Source organism: Saccharopolyspora dendranthemae, from assembly GCF_007829955.1.
GTDB lineage: Bacteria > Actinomycetota > Actinomycetes > Mycobacteriales > Pseudonocardiaceae > Saccharopolyspora > Saccharopolyspora dendranthemae.
This window is the reverse complement of sequence record NZ_VIWX01000005.1, coordinates 249,752-271,502: the sequence shown is the minus strand read 5'-3', so window position 1 is coordinate 271,502 and position 21,751 is coordinate 249,752. Positions and strand designations below refer to the sequence as shown.

At 68.4% G+C, this 21,751-nt stretch carries 21 protein-coding genes; 15 read left to right on the top strand and 6 right to left on the bottom strand.

Annotated elements, in window-relative coordinates:
• Nucleotides 1–146: 146 nt before the first annotated feature.
• Nucleotides 147–1,958, bottom strand: coding sequence for a hypothetical protein (locus FHU35_RS22970; RefSeq protein WP_186459572.1), 1,812 nt, complete (start codon nucleotides 1,956–1,958; stop codon nucleotides 147–149).
• Between the two features lie 232 nt (nucleotides 1,959–2,190).
• Between FHU35_RS22970 and FHU35_RS22965 the strand changes: the two genes are divergently transcribed.
• The 6 genes from FHU35_RS22965 (at nucleotide 2,191) to FHU35_RS22940 (ending at nucleotide 7,496) form a co-directional block, all read left to right on the top strand.
• The gene (locus FHU35_RS22965) at nucleotides 2,191–4,449 is read left to right on the top strand and encodes a xanthine dehydrogenase family protein molybdopterin-binding subunit (protein WP_145743195.1); all 2,259 of its coding nucleotides are present in this window, start codon (nucleotides 2,191–2,193) and stop codon (nucleotides 4,447–4,449) included.
• Between the two features lie 57 nt (nucleotides 4,450–4,506).
• Nucleotides 4,507–4,980, top strand: a complete 474-nt coding sequence (locus tag FHU35_RS22960) for a (2Fe-2S)-binding protein (protein ID WP_145743193.1) — start codon at nucleotides 4,507–4,509, stop codon at nucleotides 4,978–4,980.
• Entirely contained in the window at nucleotides 4,977–5,798 is an 822-nt protein-coding gene (locus FHU35_RS22955; protein WP_145743190.1) for an FAD binding domain-containing protein, read from the top strand. The genes FHU35_RS22960 and FHU35_RS22955 overlap by 4 nt, the downstream gene beginning before the upstream one ends.
• Nucleotides 5,799–5,924: 126 nt before the next feature.
• The gene (locus FHU35_RS22950; RefSeq protein ID WP_145743188.1) at nucleotides 5,925–6,236 is read left to right on the top strand and encodes a hypothetical protein; all 312 of its coding nucleotides are present in this window, start codon (nucleotides 5,925–5,927) and stop codon (nucleotides 6,234–6,236) included.
• On the top strand, nucleotides 6,233–6,499 hold the full coding sequence (locus FHU35_RS22945) for a hypothetical protein (RefSeq protein ID WP_145743186.1): 267 nt from the start codon (nucleotides 6,233–6,235) through the stop codon (nucleotides 6,497–6,499). Before FHU35_RS22950 ends, FHU35_RS22945 begins: the two co-directional genes overlap by 4 nt.
• 130 nt (nucleotides 6,500–6,629) lie before the next feature.
• A complete protein-coding gene (locus FHU35_RS22940; protein WP_145743184.1) occupies nucleotides 6,630–7,496 on the top strand; it encodes a DUF72 domain-containing protein in 867 nt (288 codons plus the stop codon).
• Nucleotides 7,497–7,610: 114 nt separating this feature from the next.
• Here FHU35_RS22940 and FHU35_RS22935 read toward each other — a convergent pair whose 3' ends face one another.
• From FHU35_RS22935 to FHU35_RS22925, 3 genes are all read right to left on the bottom strand, one after another.
• On the bottom strand, nucleotides 7,611–8,822 hold the full coding sequence (locus FHU35_RS22935) for an IS256 family transposase (RefSeq protein WP_246110309.1): 1,212 nt from the start codon (nucleotides 8,820–8,822) through the stop codon (nucleotides 7,611–7,613).
• 433 nt (nucleotides 8,823–9,255) lie between these two features.
• Nucleotides 9,256–10,005 (bottom strand): protein phosphatase 2C domain-containing protein, encoded by a 750-nt coding sequence (locus tag FHU35_RS22930; protein WP_145743182.1) that lies wholly within the window; start codon nucleotides 10,003–10,005, stop codon nucleotides 9,256–9,258.
• A complete protein-coding gene (locus FHU35_RS22925; RefSeq protein ID WP_145743180.1) occupies nucleotides 10,006–10,458 on the bottom strand; it encodes a MarR family winged helix-turn-helix transcriptional regulator in 453 nt (150 codons plus the stop codon).
• 145 nt (nucleotides 10,459–10,603) lie between these two features.
• On the opposite strand from FHU35_RS22925, the gene FHU35_RS22920 reads away from it, so the two are divergent.
• Nucleotides 10,604–11,791, top strand: coding sequence for an MFS transporter (locus FHU35_RS22920; protein ID WP_145743178.1), 1,188 nt, complete (start codon nucleotides 10,604–10,606; stop codon nucleotides 11,789–11,791).
• Between the two features lie 21 nt (nucleotides 11,792–11,812).
• Complete coding sequence (locus tag FHU35_RS22915; protein ID WP_425474170.1) at nucleotides 11,813–12,439, top strand: LysE family translocator; 627 nt, start codon at nucleotides 11,813–11,815, stop codon at nucleotides 12,437–12,439.
• Nucleotides 12,440–12,444: 5 nt separating this feature from the next.
• Here the strand turns inward: FHU35_RS22915 and FHU35_RS22910 are convergent, their stop codons facing one another.
• Entirely contained in the window at nucleotides 12,445–12,891 is a 447-nt protein-coding gene (locus FHU35_RS22910) for a hypothetical protein (RefSeq protein WP_186459571.1), read from the bottom strand.
• Nucleotides 12,892–13,114: 223 nt separating this feature from the next.
• On the opposite strand from FHU35_RS22910, the gene FHU35_RS22905 reads away from it, so the two are divergent.
• The 5 genes from FHU35_RS22905 to FHU35_RS22885 all read left to right on the top strand — a co-directional run bounded on the left by FHU35_RS22905 (nucleotide 13,115) and on the right by FHU35_RS22885 (nucleotide 17,445).
• Nucleotides 13,115–13,870, top strand: a complete 756-nt coding sequence (locus tag FHU35_RS22905; protein WP_145743176.1) for an SDR family oxidoreductase — start codon at nucleotides 13,115–13,117, stop codon at nucleotides 13,868–13,870.
• Nucleotides 13,871–13,963: 93 nt separating this feature from the next.
• Complete coding sequence (locus tag FHU35_RS22900; RefSeq protein WP_145743174.1) at nucleotides 13,964–14,839, top strand: LysR family transcriptional regulator; 876 nt, start codon at nucleotides 13,964–13,966, stop codon at nucleotides 14,837–14,839.
• 171 nt (nucleotides 14,840–15,010) lie between these two features.
• The gene (locus FHU35_RS22895; protein ID WP_145743172.1) at nucleotides 15,011–16,675 is read left to right on the top strand and encodes a sodium:solute symporter family protein; all 1,665 of its coding nucleotides are present in this window, start codon (nucleotides 15,011–15,013) and stop codon (nucleotides 16,673–16,675) included.
• Nucleotides 16,676–16,683: 8 nt separating this feature from the next.
• Nucleotides 16,684–16,983, top strand: a complete 300-nt coding sequence (locus FHU35_RS22890; protein WP_145743170.1) for a hypothetical protein — start codon at nucleotides 16,684–16,686, stop codon at nucleotides 16,981–16,983.
• 114 nt (nucleotides 16,984–17,097) lie between these two features.
• Nucleotides 17,098–17,445: a hypothetical protein gene (locus FHU35_RS22885; RefSeq protein ID WP_145743168.1), complete on the top strand. Its 348-nt coding sequence runs from the start codon at nucleotides 17,098–17,100 to the stop codon at nucleotides 17,443–17,445.
• 6 nt (nucleotides 17,446–17,451) lie between these two features.
• Here FHU35_RS22885 and FHU35_RS22880 read toward each other — a convergent pair whose 3' ends face one another.
• Nucleotides 17,452–18,948, bottom strand: coding sequence for a potassium/proton antiporter (locus FHU35_RS22880; RefSeq protein WP_145743166.1), 1,497 nt, complete (start codon nucleotides 18,946–18,948; stop codon nucleotides 17,452–17,454).
• A 249-nt stretch (nucleotides 18,949–19,197) separates the two neighbouring features.
• Here FHU35_RS22880 and FHU35_RS22875 point away from each other — a divergent pair, with 249 nt between their 5' ends.
• The gene (locus FHU35_RS22875) at nucleotides 19,198–20,490 is read left to right on the top strand and encodes an acyl-CoA dehydrogenase family protein (RefSeq protein WP_145743801.1); all 1,293 of its coding nucleotides are present in this window, start codon (nucleotides 19,198–19,200) and stop codon (nucleotides 20,488–20,490) included.
• A gap of 33 nt (nucleotides 20,491–20,523) precedes the next feature.
• Nucleotides 20,524–21,732, top strand: coding sequence for an acyl-CoA dehydrogenase family protein (locus FHU35_RS22870; RefSeq protein ID WP_145743165.1), 1,209 nt, complete (start codon nucleotides 20,524–20,526; stop codon nucleotides 21,730–21,732).
• Nucleotides 21,733–21,751 lie beyond the last annotated feature (19 nt).

Sequence of the window (21,751 nt, the reverse complement as noted above, 5' to 3'; positions counted from 1 at the left end):
CTTCAGGGCAAATCCCAGTTTTAGTCCAAACTGAGCGGACAAAACGGACACGGATGCGCCTCGGTTTGGACTAAAACTGGGACCGGGCGAGGTCGCGCTCTCCCCAGGACCCCGGCTGGGCCGAGTGAGGTTCGGGCTGGGTGGGGTCAGCGGGAGTCGGAGGCGAGGTGGGCGGGGGTGCTGCCGGCTTCGCCGCACGGCGGGCCTGAGATGGCGCGGCCGATGCGCTGCGCTCCCCAGCCCAGCGCCAGGACGTAGGCCAGCGACAACGCCGCCACCACCGACGACGCAGCGGGCCAGAGCCAGACCGGGATGCTGGGCGCGGCTTCCCGGCGCAGCAGCTGGTACTCCGGGAGGGCGTCTCGGGTGAACTGCGCGGGCGCGGACACCCCCGGCTGGTTCCTGGCCGCGTTGGCCGGGAAGTACACCGGGGTCGCGAGGATGGCCCGGCCGGTGTGCAGCCTGAGGATCGTCTTCCACGGCCCGGCCACCGGCATCGGCTGATTGGTGCGGTAAACGCCGGGAGCGACCTCCGTCAGCCGGTCGACGTGCAGCGCGTCTCCGTGCCACCCGGTGACGGTCAGCCAGGTCGGGTGCTGGGCCATCGTCACGGGCTCGATGCGCACCTCGGCCTGCTTCGTCGCCTCGTCGACCGCCACGGTGGCGCGCACGCCGTCCGGGGACGTCCCGACCAGCCCGTTGACCACCGCAGCCGCGATCCCGGCGATCGCCACCGCGAAGACGGCGTTGCGCACTCGCGCTGGCGGCAGCTCCCCGCGCAGGGCTCGCACCAGCAACGCCCCGATCAGACCGCCGCAGACGCCGCCGACCAGCGACATCGCCACGCCCTCGGGCAGCATGTCGGGCGACCACGGCAGCCGGTAGGCGGCGGCGGTCCACACGTATTCGCTGGTGTAGCCGATGGTTCCGATCAGCATCCCGGAGAACACGCCCAGCGCCAGCGGTCGTCGCGCCAGCGCGACGGCCGCGATCTCCACGCACAGCGCCTCGACCACGTACAGCGGGATCGCCGAGCTCAGCCCGACCAGCGCCGAATCGACGAGGATCGTGAGGACGCCGCGGGTGAGCACGAACAGGGCCACCGCGAGCATCGCGCCGCCGCGGCCCACCCACAGCCGCGCGGCGACCAGCGCGCAGCCGGCGGCGATGGCGATCAGCAGGGGCTGGAAGACCATCCGGAATTGCGGGACCCCGAAGTCCCACTCGGCCTGGAACAACGACAGCCCGACCAGCAGCGCTCCGCAGAGCAGACTCCGCCGCACGTAGAGGGCGCGCATCGTCTCGGCGCGGCCGGTGCGCACGAACCGGCCCTCGCGCTCCAGCAGAGCCATGGCCACCAGTGCCAACGACGCGCCGCCGATGACCATCAACCGCGCGGGGCCCCACAAGGTGACGTCCTGGCCGAACAGCCGCTGCCACACCGCGTCGAGCGGGAACCCGAGCAGCGAGAAGAATCCGGCGAGCCCCAGCAGGAGTCCGCTGGTGGGCGCTTCCCAGCACTTGGTGATGCGCAGCGCGGCCCGGCCCGGGTGCTCGCCGACCGGCAGCACCATCGCCAGCGTGCCCGCGGCGCAGAGGCCGAAGATCCCGAACAGGATCGGGTAGTGCGCGGCGTTCGACAGCGGCCCGTCCCCGCGTCCCCGCGTGATGCGCAGCGCGATGTCCCAGTAGATGCCCAGCAGCAGCACCAGCTGCGAGAGCAGGGCGAGTCGCAACGGGAAAGCCGACCAGCCGGGAAGTCCGCGGAAGAGCCACGAGTGCTCGGAGCGTTCGGCGAGGCGGGCCAGCACCGTGATCTTCCCGGTGCGGTGTCCGTGGCCGAGGGCGATCAGCAGTGCGGCCAGCAGTCCGGCACTACCGGTGGCGATGAGGATCTGGCTGAGGTTCGCGCCATCCGCCGGGACAGCGCCCGGCGACTGCTGGATGAGCGAGGTCATTCCGTGATCGAACACCAAAACCTACGACGATGTCAGGCCGTACTGTGACATTCAACGTTGTCAGAGTACGGGTTCACCCGATCAGCCGAACATCGCGTCGACCCGTCCGCCTCGGAGAAATCCCGACACGCCGACTTTCTCCGAGCGTCAAGTCTTGTGGGTCACAGTCCGGAGCACAAGACTCTGGGGCAGTTCCCGAACTCTTTTTGATCCTGTTGACTGCGAGGCAGCTTTGAGCATTCTCGGCACCCGGGTCCAACGTGTCGAAGACCCGCGCCTTCTCACAGTCGGCGGCACCTACGTGGACGACCTGCGCGAGCCCGCCCTCCAGGGGGCATTGCACGTTCTGTTCGTCCGCAGTCCGCTGGCGAGCGCCACCATCACCGAAGTGGACGTCGACGAAGCCAAGTCGGCTCCGGGCGTGCACGGGGTTTTCACCGCTGATGACGTCGACCTCCCGCCCTACGCGTCCGGTGGGAGCCTCTCCGGCCCCACCCCGCCAGGACTGGACCGGCCCCACCTGGCGAAGGGCGTGGTCCGCTACGCCGGTGAGCCGGTCGTGGCGGTGGTCGCCGACACCCTCGGCCAGGCCCAGGACGCGGCGGAGATGGTCTCCATCGACTACGAGCCGCTGGACGCGGTGATCGACTTCGACGCGGCGCTGGCCGACGAGAAGCTGGTCTTCCCGGAGGCGGGCACCAACATCATCGGCGCCGCCGGTGAGGCCGACGACTCGCTCTTCGACGACTGCGAGGTCGTGGTCAGCGAGCAGATCCTCAACCAGCGCGTGGCCGCGGCCTCGCTGGAGGGCCGTTCGGCGGCGTGCGCCTGGGAGGGCGAGAAGGTCACCTTCTGGCTGTCCAACCAGAACGCGCAGGCCTGCCGCGACGAGCTGATGGCCAATCTCGGCCTGCCGCAGGACAAGCTGCGGGTGATCACGCCGGACGTCGGTGGCGGTTTCGGCGCCAAGATCGGCTCCGAGCAGGAGGCCGCGCTGCTGTCGCTGCTGTCCAAGCAGGTCGGCAAGCCCGTCAAGTGGGTCGAGACCCGCAGCGAGAACCTGGTCGCGATGACCCACGGTCGCGCGCAGCGGCACGTGGTCACCATCGGCGGCCGGCGCGACGGAACGGTGCTCGCCTACCGGCTGGACATCGTGCAGGACGTGGGCGCCTACCCGCGGATGGGCGCGTTCCTGCCGGTGTTCACGCGGATGATGGCCAGCGGCGTCTACGACATCCCGAAGGTCGAGTCGCAGGGCCGGACGGTGGTCACCAACACCACGCCGATCGGCGCCTACCGGGGCGCGGGCCGCCCGGAGGCGACCGCCGCGATCGAGCGCGCGATCGACCTGTTCGCCGCCGAGATCGGCGCCGACCCGGCCGACGTGCGCCGCGCGAACCTGGTGAAACCGGAGCAGTTCCCGTACCAGACGGCGGGCGGGATGCTCTACGACTCTGGCGAGTACATCAAGGGCCTCGACTCGGTCCTGGCGGCCGCCGACTACGCCTCGCTGCGCGAGGAGCAGGCCAAGCGGCGCGCGGACGGCGCCACCAAGCAGCTGGGCATCGGCCTGTCCAGCTACGTGGAGATCACCGCGCCGAACAACACCGAGGGCGAGACCGGGCACGTCGAAATCCGGCCCGACGGCAGCGCTCTGGTGCTCACCGGCAGCTCCGCGCACGGCCAGGGCCACTGGACGTCGTTCGCGATGCTGGTGTCCGAGCAGCTGGGCATCGACCTGGACAAGATCGAGGTCGTGCACGGTGACACGGATCTGATCCCGAAGGGCGTCGGGACGATGGGCTCCCGCTCGCTCCAGCTGGGCGGCACGGCGGTGCACCGCGCCGCGGTGGACGTCAAGGAGAAGGCCCGCAAGCTGGCCGCCGAGATGATCGAGATCGACGAGGCGGACCTGGAGCTCACCGACGGCACGTGGCAGGTTCGCGGTACTCCGAGCGTCACGGTCTCGTGGGCGGAGCTGGCGCAGAAGGCCGATGACGGGCTGGCAGCCGACGTGCACTTCGTGGAGGACCGGCCGACGTTCCCGTTCGGCAGTCACCTCGCGCTGGTCGAGGTCGACGTCGAGACCGGCAAGGTCGACTACCTGCGGCACATCACGGTCGACGACGCGGGCGTGATCGTGAACCCGGTCCTCACCGAGGGCCAGCGGCACGGCGGCATCGCGCAGGGCGCGGCGCAGGCCCTGCTGGAGGAGGTCTCCTACGACGCCGACGGAAACCCGCAGAACGCGAGCTTCGCCGACTACGCGATCATCACCGCCGCCGAGCTGCCGAGCTTCGAGCTGCTGACGATGGAGACCCCCACGACGTTGAACCCGTTGGGCGCCAAGGGGATCGGCGAGGCGGGGACCATCGGGGCCACTCCGGCGGTGCAGAACGCGGTGGTCGACGCGCTCGCCCACCTCGGTGTCCGGCACATCGACATGCCCACCACCCCCGAACGGGTGTGGCAGGCCATCACCCAGGCATAGAAGTCCCGCTGTTGTTGTTCAGGTAGTACACCTGCGAAGCGTTGAGGAGTTTCCTTCGTGCAAGTTTCGATCAACGTCAACGGCGAGCAGCGGAGCCACGAGGTCGAGGACCGCGCCCTGCTCGTCCAGTACCTGCGCGACGATTGCGAGCTGACCGGCACCAACATCGGCTGCGACACCACGTCGTGCGGTGCGTGCACGGTGCTGCTCGACGGTGAGTCGGTGAAGTCGTGCACGGTGCTCGCGGCACAGGCCGAGGGCCACGACGTCACGACCATCGAGGGGCTGGCGGACGGCGAGCAGCTGCACCCCATGCAGCGCGCCTTCCAGAAGAACCACGGTCTGCAGTGCGGTTACTGCACGCCGGGCATGGTGATGGCGTCGGTGTCCCTTGTGGAGGAGAACCCGACCCCGTCCGAGGCCGACGTCCGGTCCGGGCTGGAGGGCAACCTCTGCCGCTGCACCGGGTACCACAACATCGTCCAAGCCGTGCTCGACGCGGCCAAGGAGAAGCAGGGGGCCGCGGAATGATCCCTGCCGCCTTCACCTACAAGCGCGCCGGCACGGTCGACGAGGCGCTGACCCTGCTCGCCGAGCACGGCGACGACGCGAAGCTGCTGGCGGGCGGGCATTCCCTGCTGCCGCTGATGAAGCTGCGGCTGGCGGTGCCGGAGGTCGTCATCGACGTCGGCGGCCTGCGCGACCTCTCCTACATCCGCGAGGAGGGTTCGCAGATCCGCATCGGTGCCCTGACCAGGCACCACGACGTCGAGCACTCGGATCTGCTCCAGCGCGAGGTGCCGCTGCTGGCCCACGCTGCGGGCACCATCGGCGACCCGCAGGTCCGCCACCGCGGCACCATCGGCGGTTCGCTGGTCCACGGCGATCCGGCATCGGACCTGCCCGCGGTGGCGCTGGCGCTGGACGCGGTCCTGGTCGCCCAGGGCCCCTCGGGCACCCGGGAGATCGCGATCACGGACTTCTTCACCGACTTCTTCGAGACCTCGCTCGGCGAGGACGAGCTGCTGGTGGAGATCCGGGTCGAGAAGAACTCCGCGCAGGGCTGGGACTTCCAGAAGTTCACCAAGCGCGCCATCGACTGGGCGGTCGTGGGCGTGGCGGTCGCGGGCAACCGCGTCGCCCTGGTGAACATGGGCCCGACCCCGATGCGCGCAGCGGGCGTCGAGGAGGCCCTGGCCTCCGGCGCCAACCCCGCCGAAGCAGCGGACCGCGCAGCGGAGGACACCTCTCCCCCGGACCAGCCCACGGCCAGCGCGGACTACCGCCGCCACCTCGCCAAGGTCCTGGTCCGCAGAGCCCTCGAAGCCTCGGCCAACCGCAGCAGCTGATCCCGACCGAGCTGACGGTCTCTTTTCGGGGGTGGGGGAAGTTTTCATGAAAACTTCCCCCACCCCCGAAAACGTCCTGCCTTTCGTCGCCTGAGGTGATCGACCGATCTTCAGTGGGAGTACGACATGTCGAAAGACAGCAACGCACCCCCACCGCGCAACGGCAATGGGGAAGAGCCAGAGGTGCCCAGCTCGGATGAGCAGCTGATCCCATTCGACAGGTTTGAGGAAATCCAGCCTGGAGGGCATCGCACCCGGCATCGGGACAAGACACCCGCGCAGCGACGGCAACTGCTACCCGGATTCCTCAGCCGTAGATACATCCGCAACACACCAGGCTGGCCCGTGCTCATCACGCTCGCGGTCTTCCTGTTCTTAGTGCTGGCCGCCTTCCTGTTACGCCACCTCGCGCAGCTTTACATGAGCATCTTTTCGTGATCACACGCATGCCGGTGAAGACTGTTCGCGACTACCTCGACGGAACGATCACACCACAGACGCTCGTCGAGCAGATGTCGACGAACGAGCACATGGTCGACTTGTTCTCGGGCGTAACCAAATTCATTAACACCGAACACACCGACGAAGAACCACCACAGCCAACCGAAGCCCGGCCCTCAAATACCCCGAAATGGGAAGAGGACGACGGAGACTTCTCAGACGAAACCTGGCTTCAAGACGGCCTGACGTATGACGACTAATCAAACCGGCAGAGTGTAGAGCCGATCACCTCAACAGCCCGACGGCCGTGATTTGGGACGCTTCCTGGAGACCGGTTCAAAACGAATGATGGGTCCGGCCAGGTGGGGTTGGGGGCGTTAGCGTGGGGTGGTGGCCGGTCGGGTTGTGGTGGGGACTTCCGGGTGGCGTTACGGGCCTTGGCGCGGGGCGTTCTACCCGGAGGGGTTGCGGCAGCGGGATGAGCTGGCGCACCTGGCAGGGCGGCTGGGGTCTGTCGAGCTCAACGGGTCGTTCTACTCGTTGCAGCGGCCGGAGAGCTATCGGCGCTGGGCCGAGGAGACGCCTGGCGACTTCGTGTTCTCGGTCAAGGGCAGTCGCTACATCACGCACATGAAGCGACTGCGCGGCGTCGAGACCGCTTTGGCGAACTTCTTCGCCTCTGGGCTGCTGGCGCTCGGGCACAAGCTCGGGCCGCTGCTGTGGCAGCTCCCTCCGTCGCTCGCCTACAACCCGGAGCATCTCGACGAGTTCTTCGCGCTGCTGCCCCGTTCGACCGCGCAGGCGGCCGAACTCGCCGCGCGCCACGACGAACGCCTCGACGGGCGGGCGTTGACCGAAACCGACGCCGACCGCCCGCTGCGCCACGCGCTGGAGGTCCGCCACCCCTCGTTCGCCGCGCCGGAACCCGTGGAATTCCTGCGGCAGCACGGCATCGGCCTGGTCGTGGCGGACGCGGCAGGTTCCTGGCCGCACCTCGAAGACGTCACCGCCGACTTCGTCTACCTGCGGCTGCACGGCGCCGAGGAGCTCTACGCCAGCGGCTACACCGCGGCCGAACTCGACCGCTTCGCGAGGTTGATCGATGCCTGGCGCAACGGCGACTGCCCGCTCACCGACCACACGGTCGCCACACCCCCGAAGGAACGCGAGAACCGCGACGTCTACGCCTACTTCGACAACGACATCAAAGCCCACGCACCCCACGACGCCCTAGCCCTCGCCGAACGCTGCACCTGACAGCACCCGAGACCCCCAGACACGGCATTCACCACCGCCCACCGCACCAACCCACACGAAAACCGCAGGAATCGACGGGGGTCTTTCGCAGGAACGGTGTTTCCAGCGTGTTGATCAGTAGGTTTCGGCGTCCGGCCAGCGGTCACCGAAGGTGATGGCGAAGGCGTCGAGGACTGGCTTCCAACGTGTCGTCCATCGGGTGCGGCCGGCTCCGGTGGGATCCAGGCTGCGGGTTACAAGATACAGGCATTTCAGCGCTGCCTGTTCGTTGGGGAAATGTCCTCGTGCGCGGACCGCTCGACGGTAGCGGGCGTTGAGGGATTCGATTGCATTGGTGGAGCACAGCACTTTCCGGATCTCGACGTCGTAGGAGAGGAACGGCGTGAATTCTTCCCAGGCGTTGCGCCACAATCGGATCATGGCCCGGTACTGCTTGCCCCATTTCTCATCGAGATCGTCAAGAGCGGCCAGTGCCGCGTCCGGGTTCGGTGCGGTGTAAATCGGTTTGATGTCCTTTTTGACCTCATCCCATTTCTGCCGGGGAACGAGCCGGAAAGTGTTGCGAATCAGATGGACGATGCAGGTCTGGACGATGGTGTGCGGCCACACCGAGGCGACGGAATCCGGGAGTCCTTTCAAGCCATCACAGACGCAGAAGAAGACATCGGTGATGCCGCGATTTTTCAGATCCATCAGGACCGACAGCCAGAACTTCGCGCCCTCGCCGCCGGTGCCCATCCACAGCCCCAGCACGTCCTTGCGGCCGTCCACAGTGACCCCGATCGCCGCGTAGACGGGCTGGTTGGCCACCTGACCGTCCCGGACCTTGACCACGACAGCGTCAATGAAGATCGCGGCGTAGACCGAATCCAGCGGACGGTTGCGCCAATCCTCCATCTCCCGTACGACCGTGTCGGTGATACGGGAGATCGTGTCCTTGGACACCGACGCCCCGTAGATTTCCGCGAAATGCGCGGAAATTTCCCCGGTGGTCAATCCCTTCGCATACAGTGACAACACCACCTCGTCCACACTGCCGAGACGGCGCTGCCGCTTTCGTACGATCCGCGGCTCGAATGTTCCTTCACGATCCCGCGGAACCGTGATCTCGATCGCGCCGGCCGCATCGGAGATCACGGTCTTCGGACGGGAACCGTTGCGCACATTCGCTGAATCCCGGCCCGAGTCGGCACGGTTTTTCTCATGCCCGAGGTGCTCGGTCAGTTCCTCGTTCAACGCCGTTTCCAACACATTCTTGGTGAACAGCTTCAAAAGCCCATCCGGACCGGTCAAATCCAGGCCCTTGTCCTTGGCCATCGCCACCATCTCGGCCACAGCGGCCTGCTCAGGAGACAACGTCCGATCCGACTTGCCGATCTTCTTCCGGTCTGCGCTCACAGCGTCAGAGCTCATCACTCACAGTGCCCATCCCGCCGGACCCACGCCCGGCGCGTCAGGCTGGAAACACCGTTACCCCGACAGTCCCATCGACGGTACGAAAACGGCAGTTTTTGACGGTGCGAAAACCGCAGTTTTCGAAGTCCTGCGGGCGAGACGGGAGGTTTCCTCGACCCGGACCAGCGTGCGACCGGGTGGCTTCGCCGATGTGGTGGCCGGTTTCGTGTGCGGCGGCTGCCCGGCCCCAGTTTTAGTCCTAATTGGGGGGCTTTCGTGCCCGAAATGTCGGCTCAGTTTGGACTAAAACTGGGATTGTTGCCCTCTGCGCAACACGCGGGAGGTGCGAGGGCTCGCAGTGAGCTCAGTGCGAGGGGTGTGGGGCTGGAAGCCAGAAGAGGGCTGTGGCGTCGTCGTGGGGTTTGGCTCTGGCTGGTGGGGGGTTGGTCGACTCGGCTTGGCGGACCTGGGCGAGGAGGGTGGCCGGGCCTTCCTCTTCGAGGAGGTCGAGGAGGCCGCGCCAGTCGGTGAGGGCGAAGTGGTCGACGAGCCGCGAGGCGCCGTCGGTGAGCAGGGCCGCTCTGCGGAACGGCGGGAGCGTGCCGGTGACAGCCTGGTGCGCGGCTTCGGGTTTCGTCGAGGCGACCCAGAAACCGCCGTCGGAGTTGCGGAGTTCGGTGACCGCGTCGAGCGTGCGGCTCGGCAGGTGGTCGATGCGGTCGTCGACGACGGCTCGGACCTCACCACCCACGTCGAGGACGAGCGGGCTGTCGGCCAGGACCAGGTACTCGGTTCCCTCACCCCGGCGCAGCAGGGTCGCCGTCGAGGACGGGCTGTTCGGGTTGTTCAGGTCGCAGGTGTCGGCGTGGGCGGCGCGGACTCGGTCGATCGCTTCGGCGAGGAGGTCGGCGAGCGGGTCGTCGCTGATCGTGAGCAGCTCCGCGAGCGCTCCGCCGAGCCGCCGGACCAGCCAGACGACGTCGTGCACGCAGCCGCTGTCCACACCGGACGGTGCGGTGGCGCCGTCGAGGACGAAGGCCCAGTCGGGGCCGATGGCGAAGCGGTCTTCGTTGCGGCGACCGGGGGTGCCGATGCTCGCGCCCGTCGCCGGCATCTACTCGCCGAGCTGCGGGAGCCGGTGCAAGGCCTCGACCAGCGGGGCGAGCTCGGGAACCTGCTCGGTCTCCGCGAGCGCCTTCGCCAGGGCCTCGTCGTGCGTCGGCCGGGCCGCTTCCAGCAAGGCGCGCCCCTGGTCGGTGAGCTCCGTGTAGATGCCGCGCCGGTCGTCGCGGCACAGCACGCGGGTCAGCAGCATCCGGTCTTCGAGCCTGCTGACCAGGCGCGTCGTGGCGCTGCCGCTGAGCGCGGTGGCGCGGCCGAGCTGCTGCATGCGCATGTGCCAGCCGTCCTGCCTGCTCAGGGCGTCGAGCACGGTGTACTCGACGACCGACAGGCCGTGGTCGGCCTGCAGCGCCTTCTCCAGCGCGGTCTCGATCTTGCCGTGCAGCGCGGCGAGCGTGCGCCAGCCGCGCGCGCGGATCTCCACCGCGTCGTCGGCGATACCCACTGCCGCACCTCCCTGCCGGTGACATCCGCCTCGTCCCCACTGTAGCCGTTTGCGCCCATATAGCGCGCGTGCAACTATTTACCCAGCGCGTGCAACTACCTGCGTGCGCTAGATACCAACAGACGCACGTAAGGAGCCGACGGGAATGCCCGTTGCACTCGTGGCCCTCGCACTCGGCGGGTTCGGCATCGGCCTGACCGAGTTCGTCATCATGGGCCTACTCCCAGAGGTCGCCGCCGATTTCGAGGTCAGCATCCCGGTCGCCGGTTACCTGATCTCCGGCTACGCGCTGGCCGTGGCGGTCGGAGCGATCTTCCTGACCGCCGCCGTCACCCGGCTTCCCCGCAAGAAAGTCCTGGTCTCGCTGATGTTCCTGTTCATCGCGGGCAACCTGCTCTCGGCCGTCGCGCCGACCTACGGGCTGATGCTGACCGGCCGGATCCTCGCCGCGCTGACCCACGGCACGTTCTTCGGCATCGGCTCGGTGGTCGCCGCCGCGCTGGTGCCACCGAACCGCAAGGCGGGCGCGGTGGCGATCATGTTCACCGGCCTGACCACCGCCAATGTCCTGGGCGTGCCGCTGGGCACGTTCCTCGGGCAGGCGATGGGCTGGCGCTCGACGTTCTGGGCGATCACCGCGATCGGCCTGATCGCGCTGGTCGGCATCCAGCTGCTGGTGCCGGGGGCGAAGGTCGACGCCGACGTGGTCCCGACCCGGCTGCGGGCCGAGCTCACCGCTCTGCGCCGCCCCCAGGTGTGGTGGACCGTGGCGATCACGATCCTGGCCTTCGGCGGCATGTTCGGCGCGTTCACCTACATCGCGCCGCTGGTCACCGAGGTCTCCGGCTTCGCGGCGGGCACCGTTCCGTGGCTGATGCTGGTGTTCGGCGCAGGCCTGTTCGCGGGCAACCTGTTCGGGGCCCGCATGGCCGACAAGAACCTCGACGGCACCCTGCTGGTGCTGCTGGCCGGCCTGACGATCGTGATGTCCGCGTTCGGGTTCCTCGCCGGGTTCAAGGTGATCGCCGTGGTGGCGATCCTGCTGATGGGAGGATTCGGGTTCGGCACCGTTCCCCCGCTGCAGACCAGGGTGATGACCTACGGCGGTGACGCGCCGACGATGGCCTCGGCCATCAACATCGCCGCGTTCAACGTCGGCAACGCGCTCGGCGCTTGGCTGGGTGGCCTGACCATCGCGGCGGGCCTCGGCTTGACCTCACCGCTGTGGGTGGGCGCGGCACTGGCCGGTGTCAGCGTGCTGCTGATGCTCGGCGCGACGCGGACCAAGCCGGAAGAGCGCGCGGATGCGGCGATTCCGGCCACCACCGGCTGATCTGCGTGTCATGCTCGAACCGTGGTCGACCTGCACGCACTGATCGCGTTCTGCGCGATGTCGCTGCTGCTGTCCGCGATTCCCGGGCCCAGCGTGCTCTTCGTCGTCGGCCGTGCCCTCGCGCACGGCCGACGCGCCGCGCTGTCGTCCGCGCTGGGCAACGCGCTCGGCGGGTACTTCCTGGTCATCGCGGTCGCCCTCGGGCTGGGGACCGTGGTGGCGCACTCCGCCCTGGCCTTCACCGCGATCAAGCTGGCCGGAGCCGCCTACCTGATCTTCCTCGGCGTTCAGGCGATGCGCGCACCGGCACCGGATCTCGGTGACCCGCAACCGGTTCCGGGCTCGCAGAGGATCTGGGAAGGCGTGCTGGTCGGGATCAGCAACCCGAAGAGCATCGTCTTCCTGATGGCCGTGCTGCCGCAGTTCGTCGACCGCGAGGCGGGCGGCGTCATCGCCCAGATGCTGGTGCTGGGCCTGGCCGGAGCGCTCCTGCAACTGGCCTCCGACGGCGTCTGGGGCCTCATGGCCTCCGCCGCGCGCGGCTGGTTCGGCCGCTCACCGCGGCGAATCACCCAGCTGACCCGCACCGGCGGCGCCTCGATGATCGGCCTCGGGGTCACCGTGGCCGTCACCGGGCGCGCCGACTGAGCGGATCAGTAGTCGTCCTCGGGGAAGAACATCTCCTCCAAGTGATCCGCGGTCTCGGCGACGAAGTTCAGCGGGTCGACGAACTCGTTGATGTCGAGGTTGAGCAGCGGAACGGAGTGCCGGAGCACCACGTGCTCACCGATGACCACCGCGCCGCAGACCACCGACGTCTGCCCCAGCTCGTCGAGCAGCTTGTGCAGGTCGACCTGGTCGGCGCGGCCGATCACCGAGACCACCTGGACCCAGTCCTCGGTGTCGTCCAGCCGTTCGCGGCAGACGATGACGATCTGGCTGCGGTCGTCCTCGTACTCGACGAGGATCCGGATCTCCTCCTCGCTGGATTCGATGATCCGGTATTCCGGCTCTTCTTCGAGCTCGTCGTCGTCATCGTCCTCCGGCGCCGGCAGGTACTCGGTGCGGATGAACTTGCTCAGGTCTTCCCAGGTCGCCACGGGTTCCTCCATGCAGCGGACGCGTTTCGCGGCGAAGTGTAGGTGATCGAGAACGGCCTCCGGGCGGTTTCCCGCCAGTCACACGAAAGTGGCGGACTCCGCCTCCGGAAACCCATGACCTGCAGCTATCCGAGTTCCTTGTGGACCCACCAGTTGTTCGCGTTTTCCAGCTCCCGCTCATCCCCATAGCGTCGGGGGTGCGAAACCGACGAGGGGGTTAACGATGAGTGCGAACGCATTGCAGGGCAAGGTCGTCGTGATCGGCGGGGGCGCCAAGAACCTCGGCGGCCTGCTGTCCCGGACGCTCGCCGAGGACGGGGCGAAGATCGTGGTGCACTACCACGGCGACGCCTCCGCCGCCGACGCCGAGAAGACCGTGCGCGCCGTGCAGGAAGCCGGCAGCCAGGCCATCTCGGTTCAGGCCGATCTGACGCAGGTCGCCGGGGTGCAGCAGCTCTTCGACGCGGCCGTGGACGACTTCGGCGGCGTGGACATCGCGGTGAACACGACCGGGATGGTGCTGCGCAAGCCGATCCTGGAGACCTCCGAGGAGGAGTTCGACCGGATGTTCGCGATCAACGCGAAGGCCGGGTACTTCTTCATCCAGGAGGCCGGTCGGCGTCTCAACGACGGCGGCAAGATCATCAGCCTGGGCACCTCGCTGCTGGCCGCGTTCACCGACGGCTACTCCACCTACGCCGGCGGCAAGGCCCCGCTGGAGCACTTCACCCGGGCCGCGGCCAAGGAGTTCGCGGACCGCGGGATCTCGGTGAACGTCGTCGCGCCCGGCCCGATGGACACGCCGTTCTTCTACCCGCAGGAGACGCCGGAACGCGTCGAGTTCCACAAGTCCCAGGCGCTGGGCAACCAGCTGACCAACATCGAGGACATCGTGCCGATCATCCGGCACCTGACCACCGAGGGCTGGTGGTTCACCGGCCAGACGCTGTTCCCCAACGGGGGCTACACCACCCGCTGAGCCGCGTGGGGCGGACGAACCGGCGTGGGCGCTGAGGGGGCCCACGCCGGTTCGCTTTCTGCTGTCGAGGACACGTGGGGCAGGATGGTTCCGATGACGATCGACCTGCACAAACTCACCCACCTGATCGCTGTCGCGGAGGAGGGCGGGTTCACCCGGGGAGCCCGTCGGCTGCACCTCTCCCAGCAGGCGCTGTCCACCTCGATCCGCGCGCTGGAGCGCGAGGTGGGAGTGGAGCTGCTGGACCGCAGCGGCTCGACGCTGCGGGTGCTGCCCGCCGGTGAGGCGCTGATCGCCGACGCCCGGCTGCTGCACGGCGCGGCCCGGTCGGCGCTGCACCGCGCCCGGCGGATCGGGCGCGGCGAGACCGAGGTGCTGCGGATCGGTCACACTCCCGCGGTCACCGGCGACGAGGTGACCGCGCTGCTGCGACGCGCGCACGACGTGCAGTCGGAGCTGTCCACCCAGGTCAACCAGCGCTACCCGGGCGAGCTCACCGAGCAGCTGATCGCCGGGGAACTCGATCTCGGGCTGTGCCGCGGAATGGCGCCGGAGCGCGGCTTGACCCGGACCACGCTGGCCCACCACCGGCTGCGGGTGGCGGTGGCGGCCGATCACCGGCTCGCCCGGCGCGAATCCGTCGAACTCGGCGAGCTCGCCGAGGAAACGATCATGGTGTGGGGTCGGCCGGGCAACTCCGGCTACACCGACCTGCTCATCGACAGCTGCCGCCGAGCGGGTTTCGAACCCGATGTCCGGCGCAATCCCATCCAGGGCACTCCCCCGACCACCGCTGTGCAGGGCACGAACCACGTCGCGTTCGTCACCGCCGCCGCGGGCGCGGCACCCGGGGGCTCGGTCCGCGTGCTCGAACTCCTCCCGCCGACGTTCGTCCCGCTGCACGCGCTGTGGCCGCAGCACACGAGCTCGGAAGCCCGCGAGGACTTCCTGGCCGCCGCGGACATGTGAGTTCCACTGTGGATGGTCCGAAAGTTTCGGTCCCGCAATGGTTCACATCCGATCGGACTAGCAACCTGCCGTATGAATGGATGATTGACCGGGTGATCGCCCCTCCCGTAGCGTTCCCGAACGATGTCCGGTTGGTCGAACATCGTCAGCGGAGCGACGGAGATGGGGCCCATGGTTCTGGCAGCGGACGACCTCAGGTTGTCGATGAACTGGATGGACACGCTCATCCTGATCATCTACTTCGCCGTGGTCCTCGGCATCGCGCTGGCCGCGCGGCGCAGCGTCAGCAACAGCCTCGACTTCTTCCTCGCGGGTAGGGCGCTACCGGCCTGGGTGACGGGACTGGCGTTCGTCTCGGCGAACCTGGGCGCCACCGAGATCCTGGGAATGGCCGCCAACGGCGCGCAGTACGGGGCCTACACCGTGCACTGGTACTGGATCGGCGCGATCCCGGCGATGGTGTTCCTCGGCCTGGTGATGATGCCCTTCTACTACAACTCGAAGGTGCGCAGCGTTCCGGAGTTCCTGCTGCTGCGGTTCAGCCGCTCGTCGCACCTGCTCAGCGCGATCATCTTCGCCGTCGCCTCGGTGCTGATCGCCGGGGTGAACCTCTACGCGCTGGCCATCGTGCTGCGGGCCCTGCTGGGCTGGCCGCTGCCGATCTCGATCCTGCTGGCCGGGATCTTCGTGCTCGCCTACATCGTCATCGGCGGGCTGTCCTCGGCGATCTACAACGAGGTGCTGCAGTTCTTCGTGATCGTCGCGGCGCTGATCCCGCTCACGGTGCTGGGACTGGTGCGGGTCGGCGGAATCGACGGGCTGATCGAGAAGGTCACCTCGCAGCAGGGCGAGATGTTCCTGTCCACCTGGGCCGGAACGGGATTCGGCGAGACCAACCCGCTGGGCACCAACTGGCTGACCATCACCCTCGGACTCGGCTTCGCGATCTCCTTCGGCTACTGGACGACGAACTTCGCGGAGGTGCAGCGGTCGCTGTCGGCCAAGAACCTCTCCGCCGCGCGCCGCACCCCGCTGATCGCCGCGTTCCCGAAGATCTTCATCCCGCTGATCGTGGTGCTGCCCGGCATCATCGCGATGGTCATCGAGCCGACCATCGGCAAGACCGGTGGGTACGACTACAACGACGCGATCCCGATCCTGATGCGCGACCTGCTGCCCAACGGGGTGCTCGGGCTCGCCGTCACCGGCCTGATGGCCTCCTTCATGGCCGGCATGGCCGCGAACGTGTCGAGCTTCAACACCGTGTTCACCACCGACATCTGGCGCGCGTACATCAAGCCGCACATGCCCGACGCGCACTACCTGCAGGTGGGCCGCGCGATCACCGCCATCGGCGTGGTCATCGGCATGGGCACGGCGTTCCTCGCGGCCTCGTTCAGCAACATCATGAACTACATGCAGACGTTGTTCGCGTTCTTCAACGTCCCGCTGTTCGCGACGTTCATCCTGGCGCTGTTCTGGAAGCGGATGACCGCCAAGGCCGGCTTCTGGGGCCTGCTGCTGGGAACCGCGGCCCCGATCGCGTTCTACTTCGCCTACCAGGCCGGGATCGTGGAGATGGGATCCGACCAAGGCGCGAACATGACCGCATCGATGATCGCCTTCGCGGTGGACCTGCTGGTCAGCGTTCCGATCGCGCTCGCCACCAAGCCGAAGCCGGACGCCGAGCTCGAAGGGCTCGTCTACACCAGGGCCTCCGCCAGGGACAAGGGCGTGGTGGCCGCCGGTGACGACGCCTGGTACCGCAAGCCCGCCGTGCTCGGCTGGGGTGCGCTGATCCTCTCCGCCCTCTGCTACATCCCGTTCACCCTCTAGGAGCCGTGATGGTCGACGAGCCGCGCGAAGAAACCGACATCGCCCACCACGCAGCCGAGATCGAGGACCTGGAACGCGAATCCGGCACGGCCTCGCGACTCTTCGACGTCCGGACCGTCATCGGCGGGCTGTTCGTCGTCTACGGGTTGCTCATCGCCGCCGCCGGGATCGCCCCCGACGCCGCCGAGCTGGAGAAGGCGCAGGGCATCAACATCAACCTGTGGACAGGCCTGTCGATGCTGGTCGTCGGCGGGTTGTTCCTCCTCTGGCTCAAGCTGCGCCCCCTGCAGGCACCGCCGAGGCCGTAGCCACCGCGGACTCCGCCATCGACTCGCCGCGCGAACGTTGGTGCGTTCGGTGGACTCGCGTTTGCCCGCACTCGATCTCGGGGTACGGCGACGGGCGAGGAAAGGAGTCGTTCGATGGCATCGTTGGTGACGTTCCTTCTCGTGGCGGTGGTGCTGGTCGTCGTGGACGGCCACCTGTTGCGGCGCAGCGGAACCGCCTACCTGCGCGAGCTCGGGGAGAACGCGGGCCCGCTCAACCAGCTGGTCACGGTGGTGTTCCACCTCGCGACCCTCGGCCTGGCCGCGCTGATCGCGATCCTGCCGATGGACATGGGAGGCGACCCCAAGACGGTGATCGGCAGGATCGGCGTTCTGCTGCTGGTGCTGGCGCTCGCGCACGCGGTGACGATCTGGACGTTCGGACGCATCCGCCGTCGCCACGAGTCCGAGGCGCTCAGCGCGGAGGTCGCCCGCAAGACCTGACGCGAATCACGCGGGATCGCCGCGCTCCCCGAACCAGCGCGCCAGACGGCCTTTGCGGCTCACCGCGCGGAGGCGCTGCTCGGTGCGCTGGCGCTGGGAGAACGTGGTGACGATGAGCAGTTCGTCCCCGGACTCGATGGCGGTCTCGGGGCTGGGGACGAAGGTGTGACCGTCCCGGATGACCAGCGTGACGACGCTGGGCTCGGGCAGTCGAAGCTCGCGGATCGACACCGCGTGCATGGCCGAACCCGGCGGCACCGACATCGACAGGAGCTCCGCGTCGAGGACGTCCAGCGGGGCGGCCTCGACCTGGATCTCCCTGGTCGCTTCCCGGGGGAGGATGCCCAGCCACCTCGCGGCAGGCCGCAAGCTCGGGCCCTGCACGACGGTGTAGACCATGACCAGCACGAACACGACGTCCAGCAACCGCTCGCTGCCGGGAACGCCCTGCACCACGGGGAAGGTCCCGAGCACGATGGGCACCGCTCCGCGCAACCCCGCCCAGGACAGGAACGCCTGCTCCCGCAACGGGATCCGGAACCAGACCAGCGAGACGACCACCGACAGGGGCCGGGCGACCAGCAGCAGCACCAGACCGACGACCAGGGCGGGAATGACCTCGACCGCCAGCCTGCTCGGGGTGACCAGCAGGCCGAGCAGCACGAACAGGCCGATCTGGGCCAGCCAACCGAGTCCCTCGGCGAACGAGCGGGTCGCCGAGCGGTGCGGCAACCCGCTGTTGGCCAGCACCACCCCGCACAGGTAGGCGGCGATGAACCCGCTGGCCTGCACGGCACCCGAGGCGGCGAAGGCGACGAGCCCGAGCCCGAACGACGCGAGCGGGTAGAGGCCGGACGCCGGCAGGGCGAGGCGCGGCAGCACGACGCCGCCCACCCACCCGACGCCCAGCCCGACCAGCACACCGATCACCAGCTGGTAGAGCAGGCTCGCCAGCAACGGCCCCGGCGAGACCACCAGGGGGGTCGTGCTGAACAGCAGCACGAGGATCACGGTGGGCGCGTCGTTGAACCCCGACTCGGCTTCCAGCAATCCGGCGACCCGGCGGGGCAACGGCAGCACCCGCAGCACCGAGAACACCGCGGCCGAGTCGGTCGAGGAGACGATCGCGCCCAGCAGCAGGGCCAGCTGCCAGTCGAAGCCCAGCAGGAAGTGCGCTCCCGCCGCGGTGACCACGAGGCTGACGCAGATGCCGACCGTGGCCAGCACTCCGGCCGGAGCCACGAGCTTGCGCACGTCGGACCACTTCGTGGTGAGGCCGCCCTCGACGAGGATCACCGCGAGCGCTGCGGTGCCGAGGTTGCGCGCCAGCTCGGCGTTGTCGAAGTCGACGCCGAACCCGTCCTCCCCGACCACCACGCCCAGCGCGAGGAACAGCAGCAGGCTGGGCAGCCCGGCCCCGTGTGCGACGCGAGTGCCCACCACACCCGCCAGCAACACCAACCCACCGGCGAGCAGCACCAGGTACAGCTGCTCGAGCGACATGTGCCCCCTGCCACAGAATTCGGTCAGTGATACTAGCCAATCGCATCAACGACCACCGGAAATCGGTCGCTCAACCATTCGCCGCGCGAAAAAGCAAGCAAGCCGTGATCGACCTCTCTGGCGCAACGGTCCCCGGACACGTTATTTTACTCGTCAGTAGGTAATGCCCGGCCGACGCCGGCCGATTGGAGACGCACCGTGTCAAACGCCCATCGCGGACAGGCAGGCGGCGCCCGGAAGCGCGACGCCATGGGCCTCGGCCTCGCCGCACTGACCAAGATCGCCAGCGCGCCGATCATCGACAAGTTCGGCCTGCGGAAGCAGTTCGAGACGCTCGTGCAGTCGGGCACCCGGACCGGCTTCCGGGCCGCCGGTGCCGCGACCAGGTCGTTCAAGAAGGCGCAGGGTCACAACAAGCCCGCGCGCCTGACCCCGGCCCCGGCCAAGGACCTCTTCGACCTCTCGCCCGACGACGAGCAGTCGCTCATCGCCGAGACGGTCAGCGAGTTCGCCGCCGAGCAGCTGCGGCCCGCCGCCGTGGACGCCGACGCCAAGCTCGCCCCGCCCGAGGACCTCCTCGAGCGCGCCGGCGAGCTCGGCCTGAGCGTCGTGGGCATCCCCGAGTCGCTCGGCGGCATCGGCACCGAGCGGTCCGCGGTCACCAACGTGCTGGTCACCGAAGCGCTCGCGCACGGCGACATGGGCCTGGCGGTCGCGGTGCTCGCGCCGTCGGCGGTCTCGACCGCGCTGACGCTGTGGGGCGACGAGGACCAGCAGGCCACCTACCTGCCGGCCTTCGCGGGCGAGAGCGTGCCCGCCGCCGCGCTGGCGCTGCAGGAGCACGTCGCGCTCGGCGACCCGCTCAAGCCCACCACCACGGCCAAGCGCACCCCGCAGGGCTACCAGCTCAGCGGTACGAAGTCGCTGGTCCCGCGCGCTGCGCAGGCCGAGCTGTTCATCATCTCGGCGAACCTCGACGGCAGCCCCGCGCTGTTCCTCGTGGAGTCCTCCACCAACGGGCTGTCCATCGAAGCCGACCCGGCGATGGGTCTGCGCTCCGCCGGTACCGGCAAGGTCCACCTGGACGACGTCAACGTCCCGGTGACCGCGCTGCTGGGCGGCGGGCAGCTCGACGTGTTCACCGACCTCGTCCGGCTGTCCCGGCTGGGCTGGTCCGCGCTCGCGGCCGGCACCGGCAAGGCCGTGCTCGACTACGTGATCCCCTACGTCAACGAGCGCACCGCGTTCGGCGAGCCGATCAGCCACCGCCAGGCCGTGGCGTTCAGCGTCGCCGACATCGGCATCGAGCTGGAGAGCATCCGGCTGACCACGCTGCGCGCCGCCGCTCGCGCCGAGCAGGGCAAGCCCTTCGCCCGCGAGGCCGCGCTGGCCCGCAAGCTCGCCACCGACAAGGGGATGCTCATCGGCAACCTCGGCGTTCAGCTGCTCGGCGGCCACGGCTACACCAAGGAACACCCCGTGGAGCGGTGGTACCGCGACCTGCGGGCCATCGGCGTGATGGAAGGCGCGGTCCTCGTCTGACGAGGGCTCTCGAGACGCGAAGGACTTATTCCCATGATCAATCTTGAGATCCCCAAGAAGGCGAACGCGCTGGTCAACCAGGCGTACCAAGCCGCTTCCGAGGTCTTCCGCCCCATCTCGCGCAAGTACGACCGCGCCGAGCACTCCTACCCCAAGGAGCTCGACACCCTCGCCGCGCTGCTGGACGGGCTGAACTCCTCCGGTGAAGGCGGCGCGGGCGCGGCCGGCGTGCGCAAGGACGGCGACGACAAGGACAAGGGCAACCGCAACGGCGCCAACCTGAACCTGGTGCTGGGCACCATGGAGATGTGCTGGGGCGACGTGGCGATGCTGCTGGCCATGCCGCGCCAGGGCCTCGGCAACGCGGCGATCGCCTCGGTCGCCAACGAGGAGCAGGCCAAGCGCTTCGCCGACGTCTGGGCGGCCATGGCCATCACCGAGCCGAGCACCGGCTCGGACTCGGCCAACATCACCACCACCGCCGTGGCCGACGGCGACGACTACCTCCTCAACGGTGAGAAGATCTTCGTCACCGCCGGGGACCGCGCCGACACCGTCGTCGTGTGGGCGACGCTGGACAAGTCGCTCGGCCGTGCCGCGATCAAGTCGTTCGTGGTGGAGAAGACCCGTCCGGGCATCAAGGTCGAGCGCCTGGAGCACAAGCTCGGCATCAAGGCCTCCGACACCGCGGTCATCCGGCTGGACAACTGCCGGGTGCCGAAGGAGAACCTGCTCGGCTCCCCCGAGATCGACACCAAGTCCGGTTTCGCGGGCGTCATGCAGACCTTCGACAACACCCGCCCGCTGGTCGCCGCCATGGCGATCGGCGTGGCGCGTGCCGCGCTGGAGGAGACCGCGAAGGTTCTCGCCGAGGCCGGCGTGACGGTCGACTACGACCGCCCCGCCAACTCCCAGCACGCCGCCGCTGCCGCATACCTGCAGCTGGAGGCCGACTACGAGGCCGCGTACCTGCTGACGCTGCAGGCCGCGTGGATGGCCGACAACCGCAAGCCGAACTCGCTGCAGGCGTCGATGGCCAAGGCCAAGGCCGGTCGCTCGGTCGTCGACATCACGCTGCGCTGCGTCGAGCTCTGCGGCACCGTCGGGTACACCGAGGAGTCCTTGCTGGAGAAGTGGTCCCGCGACTCGAAGATCCTCGACATCTTCGAAGGAACCCAGCAGATCCAGCAGCTCATCGTCGCCCGTCGACTGCTCGGCAAGTCCAGCGCCGAGCTCAAGTAGGAAACTCTCCGAAGCGGCC

Bases quoted from the DNA above. Each gene is read 5' to 3' on its own strand.
- FHU35_RS22970 (WP_186459572.1), bottom strand. From the start codon at position 1,958: ATGACCTCGCTCATCCAGCAGTCGCCGGGCGCTGTCCCGGCGGATGGC.
- FHU35_RS22955 (WP_145743190.1), top strand. From the start codon at position 4,977: ATGATCCCTGCCGCCTTCACCTACAAGCGCGCCGGCACGGTCGACGAG.
- FHU35_RS22950 (WP_145743188.1), top strand. From the start codon at position 5,925: ATGTCGAAAGACAGCAACGCACCCCCACCGCGCAACGGCAATGGGGAA.
- FHU35_RS22935 (WP_246110309.1), bottom strand. From the start codon at position 8,822: ATGGTGGCGATGGCCAAGGACAAGGGCCTGGATTTGACCGGTCCGGAT.
- FHU35_RS22930 (WP_145743182.1), bottom strand. From the start codon at position 10,005: ATGCCGGCGACGGGCGCGAGCATCGGCACCCCCGGTCGCCGCAACGAA.
- FHU35_RS22920 (WP_145743178.1), top strand. From the start codon at position 10,604: ATGCCCGTTGCACTCGTGGCCCTCGCACTCGGCGGGTTCGGCATCGGC.
- FHU35_RS22905 (WP_145743176.1), top strand. From the start codon at position 13,115: ATGAGTGCGAACGCATTGCAGGGCAAGGTCGTCGTGATCGGCGGGGGC.
- FHU35_RS22900 (WP_145743174.1), top strand. From the start codon at position 13,964: ATGACGATCGACCTGCACAAACTCACCCACCTGATCGCTGTCGCGGAG.
- FHU35_RS22895 (WP_145743172.1), top strand. From the start codon at position 15,011: ATGGTTCTGGCAGCGGACGACCTCAGGTTGTCGATGAACTGGATGGAC.
- FHU35_RS22890 (WP_145743170.1), top strand. From the start codon at position 16,684: ATGGTCGACGAGCCGCGCGAAGAAACCGACATCGCCCACCACGCAGCC.
- FHU35_RS22885 (WP_145743168.1), top strand. From the start codon at position 17,098: ATGGCATCGTTGGTGACGTTCCTTCTCGTGGCGGTGGTGCTGGTCGTC.
- FHU35_RS22880 (WP_145743166.1), bottom strand. From the start codon at position 18,948: ATGTCGCTCGAGCAGCTGTACCTGGTGCTGCTCGCCGGTGGGTTGGTG.
- FHU35_RS22875 (WP_145743801.1), top strand. From the start codon at position 19,198: ATGGGCCTCGGCCTCGCCGCACTGACCAAGATCGCCAGCGCGCCGATC.
- FHU35_RS22870 (WP_145743165.1), top strand. From the start codon at position 20,524: ATGATCAATCTTGAGATCCCCAAGAAGGCGAACGCGCTGGTCAACCAG.